We start from the raw sequence: 16691 nt of genomic DNA, 5'->3' as shown, positions 1-16691 counted from the left end.
TATAAATATTTTAGTTTATAAACTTCTTAACGTATTAATTAATTCATTCGCTCTTTTTTCAAGACTGAAATTCTCAACAATTCTGTTTTTAGCTTTTGCTCCGAATTGATTTTTATTGGTATTTTCAATGGCTTTACAAATAATTTTTTCCAGTTGGTATGAATCGTTTTTTTCGAGCACATAACCTGAATCTCCAATGATTTTTGGTAATATATTTACCGATGATACTATGGGAATGCATTCACATAACATTGCCTCGCAAAGTGATAGACCAAATCCTTCGAAAATAGATAATTGAAAATAGTATTGAGATTTGTTGTACTCGTTTAGTAATTCTTTATTACTAAGTCTTCCTAGAAATTGGACGTTTTTTGGAACATTATTAAAACCGATGTTTTCGCAACCAGCAATATAAAATTTGCAATCAGTAAATTTTTTAGCAACGGCTATAATTAAATCTCCACCTTTATGAATGAATTGACTTTCTGAAAATACTGCTAGAAATCTTTTCTCCTCTTTGTTAATCTCCTTTAATCGCCTCCAAAACTTTATATCTAAACCATTGTATATAACCTTGTGTGGTGTTTTTAAATTAGGAAAGTAATGTTTAATTCCTTGAACATTTTCTTGTAATGTATATTTACTTTCAGTATGAATTAAAGAATCACTTACGGGTAATAATATAGATGCTTGCCTGTATGAAAAACCGCAAACCTTTTTAACTAAGGACTTTCTCATACTTCCATAATTAATATGAGTAATGACTGCGCAATCAGTGCCATGTAATACTATAGCAGTTGGTACTTTGAATATTTTACCCAGTAGAGTTGGCAAAACTGCCCAGTATCCACCAAATTCAATTAATATTTTCTTTGTTTTTCTAATATTTTTTAAAAGAAAGAACAGCTGACGAATTGCAAATATGGGATATAAAGATTTTCGTTTCCAATTATAATCATTTATAACTACATGAAATTCAGTCGAAAATATTTCAATATCATTATCGATAAATGAATTTCTATAAGGCGTTATTATAATGATTTGTTCTTTCGTCATTTATTGGGACAACAAGATTTTATAAACTAATTCTTTGGTTAAATCTTTTCCCTTGGCAAGTTCTTTAATTCTTGTAAACGGAACAACATAAGTACATCCATTACTATGTTCGGAACATCCATATGCTGATTTTCCTTTTAAAACAGTTCCTTTTTTACATCTAGGGCATGTAATTACATCAGGAATTTTAGTGCTCTTTTTCGTTTCTAGCTTTAAGTTAAAATTATCATCAAAACGAATCAAACCTTCTACTTTACCATTCTCAGTATTCCAACCTTTTAAGTTTGTTGTATTTCCTTTATCTAATAGACGAATAAGCTGATTTTCTGAAATCTTTTTTTCTAAAAAAGAGAAAGGAAGCGTAAAATCGCACCCATTTTTGTAATTAGAACATCCATAAGCAGAACTTCCCTTTAATAAATTTCCTTTTTTACATTTTGGACAATCTTTTCCAACTACTGTTTTTTTAGTACTTGAACTTTTCTTTGGACTAACTTTTTCCTGAATGTTGTTTTCAGCCGAAAGTCTGGCTGTTTTTTTACTAGAACGAACTTCATACACCAAATGATCAACCATTTTTTTCATCTGTTTAATAAAGTTACTTGCATGATATTCACCACGTTCAATTTCTTTTAAACGCTTTTCCCAAAGTCCAGTTAATTCGGCGGATTTCAGAAGTTCGTTGTCAATAAGTTCAATTAAATCAATTCCTGTTTGTGTTGGAACAACTAATTTTTTTTGACGCTCAATGTATTTTCTTTTAAATAAAGTTTCGATAATACTTGCTCGAGTAGATGGTCTTCCAATTCCATTTTCTTTCATTAACTCTCGCATTTCATCATCGTCCACTTGTTTACCAGCAGTTTCCATAGCACGTAATAAACTTGCTTCGGTGTAGTTTCTTGGTGGTTTTGTTTCTTTTTCTAAAAAACTTGGTTCATGAGGGCCTTTTTCGCCTTTCTCAAAGTTTGGTAAAATACTTTGTTCGGTATTTATTTTTTTGGGTTCCTCGTTGTATTCAAACACAACACGCCAACCTTTTGTGAGAATTTCTTTTCCAGTTGTTTTAAAAGAAACTTCATCAGCTTTTCCAATAACTGCTGTATTTGAAATATCACTATCAGGATAAAAAACCGCTATAAATCTTCTAACAATAATGTCATAAACTTGTTGCTGATTGTATTGTAAATTTGTTTGAATACCAGTTGGAATGATCGCGTGGTGATCCGTAACTTTTTTATCGTTAAAAACTCTTGAGGATTTTTTTATTTTCTTACCGAGTAGAGGAGAGGTCAACTCACTGTAGTTCGTTAATCGTTGTAAAATGCCTGCGACTTTAGGATAAATGTCATTCGGTAAAAAAGTTGTATCAACCCTCGGATAGGTAACAACTTTCATTTCATAAAGTTTCTGAACAATTTTAAGGGTCTCATCTGCTGAGAAACCAAACTTATTGTTGCAATAAACTTGTAATCCGGTTAAATCAAAAAGTTTAGGAGCGTAATCTTTTCCTTTTTTCTTTTTTACAGAAACAATTTCAAAATCTGATTCTTTAACCTTGTCAGCAAAAGCTTGTCCTTCTTCCTTTTTTAAAAACCGACCTTCCTCACAATTAAAAATTGTATTGCGATAGGTAGTTTGTAGTTCCCAATAAGGTTCAGGTTTAAAGTGCTTAATTTCGTTATATCGATTAACCAACATAGCAAGTGTTGGTGTTTGAACTCTACCAATAGAAAGAACTTGTTTGTAACCCCCAAATTTTACGGTGTATAATCTGGTAGCATTTAATCCCAGTAACCAATCGCCAATTGCTCTTGAATAACCTGCATAATATAGATTATTGTAATGCTCATCATCTTTAAGATTTTCAAATCCTTCCTTTATAGCTTCTTCAGTAAGCGAAGAAATCCAAAGTCGCTGGACTTTACCTTTATATTCAGCTTGATTAATTACCCAACGTTGAATTAATTCTCCCTCTTGACCGGCATCCCCGCAGTTTATTACAACATCTGCTTTGTCAAATAAAGACTTTACAATTTTAAATTGTTTTTGTATTCCAGAATCTTCTGTAACTTTCGTTCCAAACTTTTCAGGAAGCATGGGTAAATTGTTTAAATCCCAGCTCTTCCAATAAGGTTTATAATCTTTTGGTTCTAAAAGTGTACATAAATGCCCAAAGGTATATGTAACAGCATATCCATTTCCTTCAAAATATCCATCATGTTTCGTATTGGCACCCAAAATGTTAGCAATTTCTCTGGCAACACTAGGTTTTTCGGCTATACAAACTTTCATTTTACATTTTTAATCGCCGAAAAATAGTAAAATTGATATAATAATTCTATTTTTAGGCGTTATTAAAATAGATTTAATAAAATTATAAATCCCTAAATTAAAAATTATGAGAAAAGCATTATTGTTGTTATTGTTTGTAGTTTCTTCTTCAGTAGCTTACGCGCAGATAGAATTTTTAGAAACTAGTCAGAGTGAGATTGTTGGTAAAGTGAGCTATGTTTACTTGGAAAAGGTTGGAGAAAATGATTACAATTTCTTTTTCAAAAACATTAATGCGATTGGTCATGAATACGTAAACTTTAGCTTTAAGAATGTAGACAACGATATTGATAAATTATACAATGGATTAATGAAAGGGTTTCAAGATGTGCCAAGAGATCCATTAAAAATGAAAGCAAACGGACAAATTGTATGGTTAAAGTATTCAAGAGAAGATGGTGAAGCTTTCTTACAAATACAAATGACAAGCGGTGATGATCCTGAAATAGCTGAAACAGTAAAGGTTTCAAGATTATTAACTGCAGAAGATATTACTTCGTTATTTAAGAAGTAATGAGTTTTTTGAAATATAAAATTGAAAGTCCGAGATTTAATCTCGGACTTTTTATTTGTTTAAGAACGATTTTAACTCTTTGTAAGAGTCTATTTTAATAGACCTCTTTTCTTTTTTTATTAAGCTTTTTATTTCTTCTGGAATAGTTAGTTTCAAATTTAATGTACTTTCAACTACATCTATAAATTTTATAGGATGAGCAGTTTCGAGAAAAACACCATATTCATTACTTTGTAATTTGTGTTTCTCTAAACCTAAAAAACCAACTGCTCCGTGTGGGTCAGCAATGTAATTAGTTTCTTGATAGATTTTTTTCATAACTTCTTTGGTAGAACTATCATCAAAAGAATAGGAAGAGAAGCCACTTTTTAAAGAATTAAAACTATTATTAAAAAGTTGTTGAATTCTAATAAAATTACTCGGATTCCCAACATCCATTGCATTTGAAATCGTGGCTTTCGATGCTTTCGGAGTATATTCCCCATTTTTCATGAATTCGGGAACAGTATCATTAACATTTGTAGCTGCTACGAAATGACGAATAGGTAAACCTAATTTTTGAGCCATAAGACCTGCGCAAATGTTACCAAAGTTTCCACTAGGAACAGAGAATACGATGTTAGGATGATTTTCGTGCAATTGTTTGTAAGCAAAGAAATAATAGAACATTTGAGGTAACCATCTTGCAACATTTATGGAGTTTGCTGATGTTAGTGTTCTTGAAATTTCATCATCTAAAAATGCTGTTTTTACCATATCTTGGCAATCATCAAAAACTCCATTAACTTCCAGAGCAGTAATGTTTTGTCCTAGAGTTGTTAATTGTTTTTCTTGAATATCACTTACTTTTCCACTAGGATATAAAATCACAACATCGACACCTTTTACACCTAAAAAACCATTAGCAACAGCACCGCCTGTATCTCCTGATGTTGCTACTAATACAGTAACGTCATTTGAATTATCTTTATTAAAGTAACCTAAACATCTCGCCATAAAGCGTGCACCAACATCTTTAAAAGCTAGAGTTGGACCATGAAAAAGTTCTAAACTACCTATGTTTTCTTTCACTTTTACAACTGGAAATTCAAAAGAAATAGTTTCAGATACTATTTGTTTTAAAATGTTTTCTGGAATTTCATTACCTACAAATTGTTTAATCGCTTCGAAAGCAATTTCTTCATTTGAATACTTACTTATATTATCAATAAAGTCTTTCGAAAGTGGTGTAATATTTTCAGGGAAATATAATCCTCTATCAGGAGCTAACCCATTAATTACGGCATCTTTAAAAGAAACAGGTTCTGATTGTTGATTTAGACTGAAATAGTTCATAATTAATTTTGTTCTAAGATTTTAACTCCTTCTGTATTTATTTTTGAATATACCATCGTAAAATCTATATTCTTGTCGCTGTAGCTATCTTCTATAGCTTTATATACATTTTTTGCATTTTCTTCACCTTTACAAAGCGCAAAAATTGTCGGTCCCGATCCCGAAATTCCGGCACTTAAAGCTCCGGCGTGTATTGCAGCCTTTTTCACTAAATCAAAATGTGGAATTAAATGTTTTCTTGCAGGTTCAACAACGATGTCTTTTAAAGAATTTGCGATGATATCATAATCTCCAGAATATAGTCCGCTAATTAAACCACCAACATTAGCCCATTGAGTAACTGCATCTCCTAAGGGAATCATTTCCGGTAATACATTCCGAGCATCTTTAGTTCTCACTTTAACTTGAGGATGAATTGCTACTAATATTAGTTCTTTCGGAACTGGAATTTTTACAATAGAAAGAGGTTCATATTGTTGAACTAAAATAAAACCTCCATAAATTGCAGCAGCTACATTATCTGCAATTTCGGAGCCACAGGCAACTTTTTCACCATACATTGCGAATTTTGTAAGCTCTAAATTGGTGAAAGGTTCATTTAAAAGTTTGTTCACCGCAAAAGCAGCACCAGCAGCACTTGCGGCACTACTACCTAAACCACTTCCTGGTGAATATCCTTTTTCAATAGAAATATCGATTCCAAAGTCAGCGGGATGTTTTTTCAACATCTTTATAGCAACTGCACTTGCCACGTTTTTATCTGTATCATAAGGTAGATTTGCACCTTTTATATTTACGATTTTAACTTCTTTTGATGAAGTTTTTGTAAAAGTCATTGTATCACCTAAATCGTTTACAGCAAAACCCAAGCAATCAAATCCACAAGAAACATTAGCTACAGTAGCAGGCGAAAATATTTTTATTTGATTCATTTCTAATTTAATTATTTGCAACTCTAATTACATCAGCAAAAATACCAGAAGCTGTTACATCTGCTCCAGCTCCAGCTCCTTTAATCTGTAAAGGTTGAATAGGATAACGATCTGTAAAAAACAGTACGATATTGTCACTACCTTCTAAATTGTAGAAAGGATGATTTGATGGAACATGCTGTAACCCAACTTTGGCTTTTCCATTTTCGAATTCAGCAACATATTTAAGTTTACAGTTTTCTGAGTTAGCCTTTTTATAGATTTCTTGAAAATGAGATTCAAACTTAGTCAAGCTAGCATAGAAATCATCATTGTTAGAAGTATTTAAACTCTCTTTCGGTAAAAACGAGTTATTTTCAATATCACTAAGTTCCAATTCATATCCGCTTTCTCTTGCGAGAATTAAAATCTTACGAGCAACATCAACACCACTTAAGTCAATTTTTGGATCTGGTTCAGTATATCCCTCTTCTTGAGCTTGTTTAACAATATCATGAAAAGTAACATCACTATTAAAATTGTTAAAAACAAAGTTTAGACTTCCTGATAAAACTGCTTGTATTTTATGAACTTGATCACCAGAAGCGATTAAGTTTTTAAGCGTATCGATAATTGGTAAACCTGCACCAACATTTGTTTCAAATAAAAATGGTGCATTGAATTTACTAGAAATCTTTTTTAAAGTTTTATAGTTATTTAATTCAGAAGCACAAGCTATCTTATTACAAGTTACAACGGCAATATTACTTTGTAAATAATGTTGATACATTTTAGAGACTTCTTCGTTAGCTGTATTATCAACAAAAACACTATTACGCATATTGTATTTTTTTGAACGCTCTAAGAAGCTATCTAGACTGGTTTTTTCTCCTTTGTTTATCAATAAATTCTTCCAATCACTTAAATCGATTCCATTCTCATCAAAGTACATTTTGGTAGAATTAGATAGTCCAATGACTCGAATATTTATTTTTAAGTTAGATTGCAAATAATCTTGTTGTTGCTGTAATTGCGCTAAAAAACGGTTTCCTACATTTCCAACACCAGTTACAAACAGGTTTAATTGTTTAATATTATCTCCAAAGAATTGCTCATGAAGCGTATTCAAAGCTTTCTTAGCATCATTTCTTTTAATAACAGCAGATATGTTTTTTTCAGAAGCACCTTGAGCGATTGCTCTAATATTAACATTATTTTTTCCTAAAGAACTGAACATTTTACCACTTAAGCCTTGATGGTTTTTCATATTGTCACCAACTATTGCAATAATGCTTAAGTCATTCTCAAGAATAACTGGATCGATTCTATGTTGATCAATTTCATCGTTGAATTTTTTGGAGATACTCTTCACGGCTTTTTCTGCATCATCTTCAAGAGCGCCTACACAAATTGTGTGTTCGGAAGAAGCTTGAGTAATTAGTATTACATTTATATTGCTGTCAGACAAGGCTTCAAATAATCGCTTTGAAACACCAGACATTCCGACCATTCCACTTCCCTCTATAGTAAGCAAAGAAACTTTTTCAACATAGGTAATTCCTTTTACAGGAGAAGATTTATCTGAGTTCGCAGTGATTAAAGTACCTTCTTGTTCCGGATGAAAGGTGTTTTTTATTCTAACAGGAATTTTCATTTCACGCACCGGTTGAATTGTAGGAGGATAAATAACTTTTGCACCAAAATGAGACATCTCCATTGCTTCTTCATAAGAGATTATCTGTATTGGTTTGGCTTGTCTTACAATTGCAGGATTTGCCGTGTACATTCCGCTAACATCAGTCCAAATTTGTAATTCTTCAGCATGAATAGCAGCAGCATAAATGGAAGCTGTATAATCTGATCCTCCTCGACCTAAAGTTGTTGTTTGTCCGTTATAACATCTAGCAATAAAGCCTGGTAGAATTACAACTTGATTAGAGTTATTACTAAAATATGAAGAACAATTACTAAATGTAGTTTCAAAATCTACTTGAGCTTTTAGAAAATTGTCATCTGTCACTATTAAATCTTGACTGTTTTTAAAAGTAGCATTTAAGGTTGTTTTAGCAGCTTCGGATATGATATACGAAGATAAGCGCTCACCAAAACTGCTTATTATAGCTTTGGCTTTTGGACTAAGCTCTTCTAATAAGTAACAACCTTTGTACAAGGTTTTTAATTGGTTGAACTGTTGGTTTACCTTTTCAATTATATCGGAAGAGTTGTTTAAAGGAAGGTTTTCTATTGTTTCAAAGTGATGTTTTTCGACTTCGTTTATCAGCGATAAATAGCTTTCATCTTTCTGCTTAGCTAGTTCAGCACTTTTTAATAATTTATCTGTTGTTTTTCCAAAAGCAGAAACTACAACTGCGATTTTATCTTCTTTTGACTTGGCTGAAATAATTTCTATTACTTTTTGAATGTTGTGATGATCTCGAACTGATGAACCTCCGAATTTTAGGACTTTCATTTTGAATTAATTATGATGAAAAAAATGTTTGAATTTTATTGTTTATCTGTTTTTACAGAAAACAAAATATACCGAAGAATTATATGTAAATAAAAACCCCCTAAAGGGTTGTAATAATTGTAGAGATCGTTGTGTAAGCAAATACAGACGTAGAAGTTACGTCGATCTTAAAAATATTTGAATTGCTTACTTTCATCGTGTTAAAAGTAGTATTAATTTTGATATAAACAAATCTTTTAAGCTTAGGCAAGGGGAGAGGAGTTAAAAAAGAGTGTAATTTATTTCATTATTCCTAAAATAGAGTATTTATTAATTGTAAATATAAATTAATGACTTATAAAGTATTATGTAAATTATTAAATTGATAAAAATATCGTTGTAGTAAAAAAAGAATATTAAAAAATAAAATAAAGACGCAACTTACCGTTGCGTCTTTAATACTTGTTAAATGAAAATTTAGTTTTTCATCTTATTCTTAAAGTTATCAAATTTATTATCAGTTTTCTTTGGCCAGGCATTATTAGATGTGTCAATATCAGCTGTTTCTTGATCAGGATCAACTACAATACTTTTAATCTCTTTAGTTGAAGAGAAAACTCTAAATACTTGATTATCATTTTTATTCCAAATTTGAGCGGGGAAAACTTCACGTTTTTTAGTTCCGTCAGCATATGTTAATTCAACGATAATTGGCATCACTAAACCACCAGGTTTTTCAAATTCAACTTGATACATGTATCTAGGAACATCTTTTAAATCTGATTTTTTATCGTTAGGTAATCCATTGATATAATCATCTAAATTTTTAGAATTAGCATCTTCCTTATTAGTTGTTAAGAATAACATATCAGTATTTGCTTCGAAGTATGCTTTCGCTCTTGGGTTTGTTTTTATTGCGTTTTTAATGCGTTCACTTTTCTTATCAGTAAGGTATAATGGTTTTACTTCCTTAATTCCTATATCACAGTAATCTGTTGTATAGAACCAACCCCTCCAGAACCAATCTAAATCCATACCTGAAGCATCTTCCATTGTTCTGAAAAAGTCAGCTGGAGTAGGGTGCTTAAACATCCAACGTTGTGAATATGTTCTGAACGCAAAGTCAAACAATTCTGGACCCATAATTGTTTTTCTAAGCATGTATAATCCAGCAGCTGGTTTTGTATATGCATTTGGACCAAAGTTTTTAACATAATCTCCCTGTGACATAATTGGAGATAGGTTATTTTGGTCAAAGCTCATATAACGAACAATTCTTTTAGGAGTTGATCTAATTGGGAAATTAGGATCGTAATCTAACTCAGCTAGCATTTGCACGAAAGAGTTTAATCCCTCATCCATCCAAGTCCATTGACGTTCATCAGAATTTACAATCATTGGGAAGAAGTTGTGTCCTACTTCATGAGTAATTACTCCAATCATTCCGTTTTTAGTTCTCTCTGAATAAGTTCCATCAGGGTTCGGTCTACCATAGTTAAAACAAATCATTGGATATTCCATTCCTTGTCTATCAGCGTGAACAGAAATAGCTTTAGGATAAGGGTAGTCAAACGTTAATTTAGAGTATTCTTCCAAAGTGTTCGCTACAACTCTTGTTGAATGTTCTTCCCATAATGGGTTTCCTTCTTTTGGGTATAATGAAACAGCCATAACATCTTTACCGTTTACATTTACTGCCATGGCGTCCCAAATATATTTTCGAGAAGAAGCAAAAGCGTAATCTCTTACGTTTTTCGCTTTAAAATGCCAAGTTTTAGTTTTCTTTGTTCCTTCTTTTTCGTTTTCTTCAGCTTCTTTTTGGGTTACAATAAATACTGGATCTTTATATGACTTTCTGGCTTTATCCATTCTATTGCGTTGTTCTTTTGTAAGAACATCTTTAGGATTTTGCAATTCACCAGTGGCATCTAAAATATGATCTGCTGGAACTGTAATTTTTACATCGTAATCACCAAATTCTAAAGCGAATTCACTACGTCCCCAGAATTGCATATTTTGCCATCCTTCTACATTGTTATAAACACATAATCTTGGGAAAAACTGTGCAATAGTATAAGCTTTATTACCATCTTTAAATAACTCAAAACCAGAACGACCTCCGTCAGTAACCGAGTTGTTAATTAAGTAATTCCACTTAATCTTAAAAGTAAATGTATTGCCCGGAGCTAATGGTTTCGGTAAATTAATTCGCATCATGGTACGATTAATAGTATGAGATAAATCTCTACCATCTTCGTATTTTACCGCTTCAATTTTAAAACCAAAATCTTTCTTTTTTCCCATATTATCATCAACAAATTGCTCAGGTTTTTGAAAACCTGAAGCTCCTTTTGATTGCGCTAATGGCGTTTGAGAATCTGGAGCACGCATATTTTGGTCTAATTGTAACCATAAATACTCTAGATTGTCTTTTGAATTATTATAATATGTAATAGTTTCATCTCCATAAAGCTTATCATTTGCTTCATCGATACGTAAATTCATTACATAATCTACTTTTTGTTGCGTGTATTGATGTCCAGGAGCACCTGATGCAGTTCGTTGATCATTTGGTGTTGCTAACACATCTTTTAGCTGACGGAATTTATTCTCATCAACATGCCCTTTTTGTGGTTCTTTCTTTTTATCAGCTTCCTGAGCAAATGTTGCTCCAGAGATTAAAAAAACTGATAAGAGTACATAAAATAGCTTTTTCATTATAAATTATAAGTTGGTTTTAAAAAATGATTTTTGAAAAGTACTAATTAATTTAGTTTTTCTACGATTATGTTAAAACTTTTAACAAACCTTTATAAAAAAAGCGATGACTAAAATGGAGTCATCGCTTTTTATTATAAACTAATAATAAATTATCCTTTAATTTTATTCTTGAATTTTTCGAATTTGGTTTCCTTTTTCTTTGGCCAGTTGTTGTTTGTGGTATCAACATCTGCAGTTTCCAAATCAGGATCAAGTTCAATATTTTTTATTTCTTTATCAGAGGAGAAGACTTTAGTGATTTGGTTATCATTTAATCTCCAAATTTGAGCAGGATATTTTTTTCGTTCTTTGGTTCCGTCTGCATAAGTGAATTCAACAATAATAGGCATTACCAAACCTCCAGGTTTGTTGTAGGTAATTTCGTAATGATATTTAGAATTAGGATTCTTTTTCTTTCCAAAACCTAATCCTTTAGTTTGATCTTCAATAAACTCTACATTTCCTTGATTGTCCTCTTTTGTGTAGAATTTTTTAACTCCTTTAATACCGATATCTGTTACATCAGTAGTGTAAAACCAACCTCTCCAAAACCAATCTAAATCCATGGCAGAAGCGTCTTCCATTGTTCTAAAGAAATCAGCCGGAGTAGGATGTTTAAATTTCCATCTTTTAGAATAGGTTTTAAATGCATAGTCAAATAATTCTGGCCCCATAACTGTATTGCGTAAAATATATAATGCTGTAGCTGGTTTTCCGTATGCATTGTTCCCAAAACTATAGACATTATCTCCTTTAGACATAATCGGCGCTATAGTAGATTGGTCTCCATCCATGTATTTTATAATGTTTTTTGGTAATCCTCGTACAATTGGAAAGTTTGGATCATAATCTAATTCAGCCATCATCTCAACAAATGAGTTTAGACCTTCATCCATCCAAGTCCATTTGCGTTCATCAGAGTTTACAATCATTGGGAAGAAGTTATGTCCTACTTCATGAACAGTAACTTTAATCATTCTGTATTTAGTTCTATCAGAATAAGTTCCATCAGGATTCGGTCTTCCTGGGTTGAAACATATTTGAGGATATTCCATTCCCATTTGTCCATCAACAGAAATTGCTTTATGATATGGATAATCAAAAGTGTATCTAGAATATGTCTTTAATGTTTGAGCAACGGCTCTAGTAGAATGATCTCCATATAAAGGATTAGCCTCTTTTGAATATAAGGAATGCGCCATTACAGTTTTTCCGTTGATATCAACTGCCATAGCGTCCCAAATAAATTTTCTAGACGTTGCAAACGCATAATCTCTTACATTCTTTGCTGCAAACTTCCAAGTCTTAGTTTTTTTAGATTTTGTTTTTTCTTTTTTTGTAGCTTCTTCTTGCGAAACTATTAAAACTGGTTTATCAAAAGTTTTTTCTGCTTTAGCAAAACGCTCACGTTGTTTTTTAGATAAAACTTCATTTGGATTTAATAAAACTCCGGTTGCACCCAAAATATGATCATCTGGAGTAGTGATATTTACATCAAAATCACCAAATTCTAATGCGAATTCACTACGACCCCAGAACTGGTCATTTTGCCAACCTTCTACATTATCATAGACACATAATCTTGGGTAAAATTGAGCGATTACATAATTGTTATTGTTATCCTCAGGGAAATGTTCGTATCCTGAACGACCTCCTTGTGTTCTATGGTTGTTGATATTATACCACCATTTAATATTAAAAGAGAAGGTTCCTCCAGATGGAATTGCTTTAGGTAAATCAATGCGCATCATTGTTTGGTTAATAATATAGTCAAGTTTACTACCATCAGTGTTGGTAACTTCCATAATTTTAAAACCTCCATCAAAAGGTTTTTTAGGAAAATAACGTTCGAAACGCTGTTTGTTAATTTTCGATGGAACTTTAGAAGTCATAATATCTGGAGTTTTAGAATCAGCTGCACGCATATTCTGATCTAACTGAACCCATAAATATGGAAGTTCATCTTCTGAGTTATTATGATATACAATATTCTCACTACCTGTAATTCTTTGTTTTTCATCGTCTAAAACGATATCCATTTTATAATCAACTTTCTGCTGAGTGTATTTAACACCAGGAGCTCCAGAAGCTGTATGTTTATCATTCGGGGTAGGTAAAAGGTCCTCTAGTTGTTTGAATTTATTTTCGTTAGTATGTCCCTTTTGAGTTTTTCTTTCACGATTTTGTCCGTTAATTGATAAAGTCGAAACGAAACAAATCAAAAGAAATGAGTAAAGAGTTCTTTTCATTATTAGTAGTTATTACGTGATTTAGTTGATAAAAATAAAGTAAAGAAACTGATTTTGTTAATAATTTAACAAACCTTTATTATTTTCTTTAGTTAAGAATAAACTTTTTTTAGTGTCGTTTATTTTAGCCTTTATTAAATTTTGCTGGTCGGGAAAATGTGCAGTAAGCACATTATTTTCAATTTCTATTGAATTTACATCGTTTACATTATCAATTTCTAAATAAAAATAAATAATGTTGTCTTCATATTCTTTTCCAATAAAATTATAAGTAGTAATTGTGTTATTTACTTTTATTTTAAAATTATCTTTTAAGTAATTGAAGAAATAATCATCTACATTTTTAGGTTCGTCTTTAGTTGTGAGTTTAAGATTTGTTCCTTGGTCTTTCTCAATAGCCAGCTCAATATCATCCATAAATACGTTCATAATCATTTGAATTGAATTACTCTTTGTATTATGCTCAATTTCTGTTAGCGCTAAATAATATTTATGATCTGTAAAAGATAAAAATGAAATCCCGATAAATAGAATTAATAATTTCTTCATGACTTGTAAAAAACAAAAGCTAAGCCAAAGTACTCATTTTTTATAACAAGATTTAATATCCTTTCATTTCTTTCAAATAATTAACACTTTTTTCTTTTAAGTTTTGAATAACCTTTAAATGTTCTTCTCTCTGAACGTTATTCTCAATTTCATTATCAATGCTGTAATTAACGAAGTTGAGTACTTGTTCTTCTGGGATTTTCATTGTTTCAACAAAGTTTTGTTTACCAACTATTTTAATTATTCGATCTGGTAGATGGTCTCTAAAGACTTGTCTTTTAATTTTTTGTTCTAATAGTTTTTCTTCCTTTGAAGTAAACAATGAAAATTGAACCAATGTGAGTCCTTCAAAGGCTAGTGTAGGATCCGTATTTCTTTCCGCAATACTTTTTTCTTTGGTTTGAGCTAAAAGAGGATTATCAGAAGCCTGAGTTCCTTTAAACTTTGTAGCGGTTTTTGACTTCTCTTCACTTTCATTTGCAGGTGTTTTTTTAACATCTGAAGTTAGTGATTGCAACAGTTCTGTTTTTTTAACTTCGATCTCTTCTAGAACTTGCTCCTGAATATCAAGTAGAATATTAATCTGTTTTCTTTGCATGGAAATAGAGGAAACTTTTATATTTTTCTTGTAGTGCTGAATAGAAGTTATTTGTAGAATGTCTCCAACTTTTGCATCTATTAGGAAGTAACCTTTTTTATTGGAAAAAGTTCCTTCCATTGAAGTTGTATTGATAACATGGGCATTTGCTACAATTCCTATGTTGTCGGAAATTACTCCGGTTATTGATGATCTTTGAGCAAAAATCCCCGTTGATATTAGTAAAATAAGTAATGTGATTTTTTTCATAAGTACGGATAAAAAAGTGAACATATTAGTCACTCTTAAAATACGAAAATTATCACTTTTTTTAACTACAATTTCATTAAAATTATTTATGATTACTATTTAACAAATACGATTTAGCTTCTGAATTTAAAATTTCTAATACCTCTAATTTTTTGCCATCTTTAAAAAGTTTTTCAATACCTAACGGATTACAATATTCTAAAAAATGATAAAATTTAGTTTTTGGAATTTTAAGTTCATTAAAAAAGTAATTCTCTCCGAACTCTTTTAAGATTAATTCAGGAAACTTACGTTTAAATTCGTAGTATTTTCTTTCCTTTCTCTTTTTCAATAAACTTTTAAAAGGTATGAAAGTACCTCCTAAACTTGCTCCGTCGAATCGTTGTGTAGGGTCAATTATATTATTAAGTTCTCTATTTAAAGTAGTAGATTTATTGTAGTTTTTATTAGGTTCAATTTTGACATCAGAAAAGTCTAAAGCATTTCGAGATTTTACCACAGCAATGTCACGAGTCGTTTGTTTAGTTTTTCTCTTGTAAGTGCCAAATAATTTTTTGTTTGATACAGTGACTTCTTCTAATAGATTATCTTTCAAACGGAGTTGTATTGTAACTATTTTTGATAATAGTATATCCTTAGTAATTCGTATGATTTTGGTGTGATGTTGTACGCTGCTTATTTCTAGTTTTTGTCCAAACGAAGCTTTGATAGAGAACATTCCGTTTTCATCAGAAAATGCTCCTTCATTGGTCTCTTTGTTTAAAATATTAGCATTTTCAATAGAACCAGTTTGATCTTCAATCTTTCCATAAATCATCACTTCTTGCCCCAATAAGTAGTTAAACTTTAAAATAAAGAGTAAAATGAATAATAAAATGTTCTTTTTCACAATGAATCCTTTTTAAACAATACAGCTTGTTCTTTTAAGAAGGAGATAATTTTTATATCTTCACCATTAAAAGATTCATTGAACTTTTTATCGAAGTGAGAAAAGTAAATGAATCGCGAAACATTAGAAGAATCAATATTTAATGATTTGGTGATAAAGTGTTTATAGGTCAATTCGATATACTTCAGTTTTTTTTCATTTTCAAGCAATTTTTTTTGTTTCTCAAGCATATCAATTCTCCCCGACATTGAGTTAATAATGTAGTCTAAGGAAACCATGGCTCCTAAACCAATTTGAACTCCACCTGCATACGCAGTTTTTATTTCACGGTCTATTTTAGATAATTTTTTAGGGAAAGGATTAAATCCAAGATTCTCCATTACTTCTTGTCTCTCACTTTTACCAATCGATTTAGAGTCGGTTAATAAACGGCCGGTTAAGTCTGTTTTTTTTACTTCTACTTCGTCTAACAAATAGTCTTTAGTGTAAAGAAAAACTTTAAGCTTACCGGTATTTATTTCAGTATTGGTAATCGTTATCTTTATGTTGTGATGTTGAACAGAACTAATTTCTAAAATATCATCAGTTTGAACCTTAATCTTAAATTCTCCATTTAGCAATGAAAAAGTTCCATTATTAGTAGTTGTGTTTACAATATGTGCATCCACTACTTTACCCAGTTTATCGGTCAGTACACCTGTGATTTCTATTCTTTGAGCATGTATTAGAAAAGAAGAAAAAAGTAAAATATTAAGTAGTAGTTTTCGCATATATTTAGTTGATATACAAATAAAGGAA

The 16691-nt window shown here is 31.2% G+C and carries 12 protein-coding genes; 1 reads left to right on the top strand and 11 read right to left on the bottom strand.

Annotation, left to right across the window (positions count from 1 at the left end):
* Window positions 1-15: 15 nt before the first annotated feature.
* Together ACOSP6_RS07815 and ACOSP6_RS07810 are read right to left on the bottom strand one after the other, a co-directional pair.
* The gene (locus ACOSP6_RS07815) at window positions 16-1056 is read right to left on the bottom strand and encodes a glycosyltransferase family 4 protein (RefSeq protein ID WP_422093571.1); all 1041 of its coding nucleotides are present in this window, start codon (window positions 1054-1056) and stop codon (window positions 16-18) included.
* On the bottom strand, window positions 1057-3351 hold the full coding sequence (locus tag ACOSP6_RS07810; protein ID WP_422093572.1) for a DNA topoisomerase 3: 2295 nt from the start codon (window positions 3349-3351) through the stop codon (window positions 1057-1059).
* Between the two features lie 106 nt (window positions 3352-3457).
* Between ACOSP6_RS07810 and ACOSP6_RS07805 the strand changes: the two genes are divergently transcribed.
* Window positions 3458-3904, top strand: a complete 447-nt coding sequence (locus tag ACOSP6_RS07805) for a hypothetical protein (RefSeq protein WP_422093573.1) — start codon at window positions 3458-3460, stop codon at window positions 3902-3904.
* A gap of 51 nt (window positions 3905-3955) precedes the next feature.
* On the opposite strand, the gene thrC is transcribed toward ACOSP6_RS07805, so the two are convergent.
* The 9 genes from thrC to ACOSP6_RS07760 all read right to left on the bottom strand — a co-directional run bounded on the left by thrC (window position 3956) and on the right by ACOSP6_RS07760 (window position 16663).
* The gene (thrC, locus tag ACOSP6_RS07800; protein ID WP_422093574.1) at window positions 3956-5239 is read right to left on the bottom strand and encodes a threonine synthase; all 1284 of its coding nucleotides are present in this window, start codon (window positions 5237-5239) and stop codon (window positions 3956-3958) included.
* 2 nt (window positions 5240-5241) lie between these two features.
* Entirely contained in the window at window positions 5242-6171 is a 930-nt protein-coding gene (locus tag ACOSP6_RS07795) for a homoserine kinase (RefSeq protein ID WP_422093575.1), read from the bottom strand.
* Between the two features lie 7 nt (window positions 6172-6178).
* Complete coding sequence (thrA, locus tag ACOSP6_RS07790; protein ID WP_422093576.1) at window positions 6179-8620, bottom strand: bifunctional aspartate kinase/homoserine dehydrogenase I; 2442 nt, start codon at window positions 8618-8620, stop codon at window positions 6179-6181.
* Window positions 8621-9076: 456 nt separating this feature from the next.
* The gene (locus ACOSP6_RS07785; protein ID WP_422093577.1) at window positions 9077-11317 is read right to left on the bottom strand and encodes a M1 family metallopeptidase; all 2241 of its coding nucleotides are present in this window, start codon (window positions 11315-11317) and stop codon (window positions 9077-9079) included.
* Window positions 11318-11469: 152 nt separating this feature from the next.
* Complete coding sequence (locus ACOSP6_RS07780) at window positions 11470-13608, bottom strand: M1 family metallopeptidase (protein ID WP_422093578.1); 2139 nt, start codon at window positions 13606-13608, stop codon at window positions 11470-11472.
* A 57-nt stretch (window positions 13609-13665) separates the two neighbouring features.
* A complete protein-coding gene (locus ACOSP6_RS07775) occupies window positions 13666-14157 on the bottom strand; it encodes a DUF6702 family protein (protein ID WP_422093579.1) in 492 nt (163 codons plus the stop codon).
* Window positions 14158-14209: 52 nt separating this feature from the next.
* Window positions 14210-15004 carry a hypothetical protein gene (locus ACOSP6_RS07770; RefSeq protein WP_422093580.1) on the bottom strand — a complete coding sequence of 265 codons (795 nt, stop codon included), beginning with the start codon at window positions 15002-15004 and terminating at the stop codon, window positions 14210-14212.
* Between the two features lie 82 nt (window positions 15005-15086).
* On the bottom strand, window positions 15087-15893 hold the full coding sequence (locus ACOSP6_RS07765; RefSeq protein WP_422093581.1) for a carboxypeptidase-like regulatory domain-containing protein: 807 nt from the start codon (window positions 15891-15893) through the stop codon (window positions 15087-15089).
* Window positions 15890-16663, bottom strand: coding sequence for a hypothetical protein (locus tag ACOSP6_RS07760; RefSeq protein WP_422093582.1), 774 nt, complete (start codon window positions 16661-16663; stop codon window positions 15890-15892). Before ACOSP6_RS07760 ends, ACOSP6_RS07765 begins: the two co-directional genes overlap by 4 nt.
* Window positions 16664-16691 lie beyond the last annotated feature (28 nt).

This window comes from Tenacibaculum sp. MEBiC06402 (assembly GCF_049239625.1).
Classification (GTDB): domain Bacteria; phylum Bacteroidota; class Bacteroidia; order Flavobacteriales; family Flavobacteriaceae; genus Polaribacter.
This window is presented reverse-complemented; position numbering and strand designations above follow the sequence as displayed.

Bases quoted from the DNA above. Each gene is read 5' to 3' on its own strand.
- ACOSP6_RS07815 (WP_422093571.1), bottom strand. From the start codon at position 1,056: ATGACGAAAGAACAAATCATTATAATAACGCCTTATAGAAATTCATTT.
- ACOSP6_RS07810 (WP_422093572.1), bottom strand. From the start codon at position 3,351: ATGAAAGTTTGTATAGCCGAAAAACCTAGTGTTGCCAGAGAAATTGCT.
- ACOSP6_RS07805 (WP_422093573.1), top strand. From the start codon at position 3,458: ATGAGAAAAGCATTATTGTTGTTATTGTTTGTAGTTTCTTCTTCAGTA.
- thrC (WP_422093574.1), bottom strand. From the start codon at position 5,239: ATGAACTATTTCAGTCTAAATCAACAATCAGAACCTGTTTCTTTTAAA.
- ACOSP6_RS07795 (WP_422093575.1), bottom strand. From the start codon at position 6,171: ATGAATCAAATAAAAATATTTTCGCCTGCTACTGTAGCTAATGTTTCT.
- thrA (WP_422093576.1), bottom strand. From the start codon at position 8,620: ATGAAAGTCCTAAAATTCGGAGGTTCATCAGTTCGAGATCATCACAAC.
- ACOSP6_RS07785 (WP_422093577.1), bottom strand. From the start codon at position 11,317: ATGAAAAAGCTATTTTATGTACTCTTATCAGTTTTTTTAATCTCTGGA.
- ACOSP6_RS07780 (WP_422093578.1), bottom strand. From the start codon at position 13,608: ATGAAAAGAACTCTTTACTCATTTCTTTTGATTTGTTTCGTTTCGACT.
- ACOSP6_RS07775 (WP_422093579.1), bottom strand. From the start codon at position 14,157: ATGAAGAAATTATTAATTCTATTTATCGGGATTTCATTTTTATCTTTT.
- ACOSP6_RS07770 (WP_422093580.1), bottom strand. From the start codon at position 15,004: ATGAAAAAAATCACATTACTTATTTTACTAATATCAACGGGGATTTTT.
- ACOSP6_RS07760 (WP_422093582.1), bottom strand. From the start codon at position 16,663: ATGCGAAAACTACTACTTAATATTTTACTTTTTTCTTCTTTTCTAATA.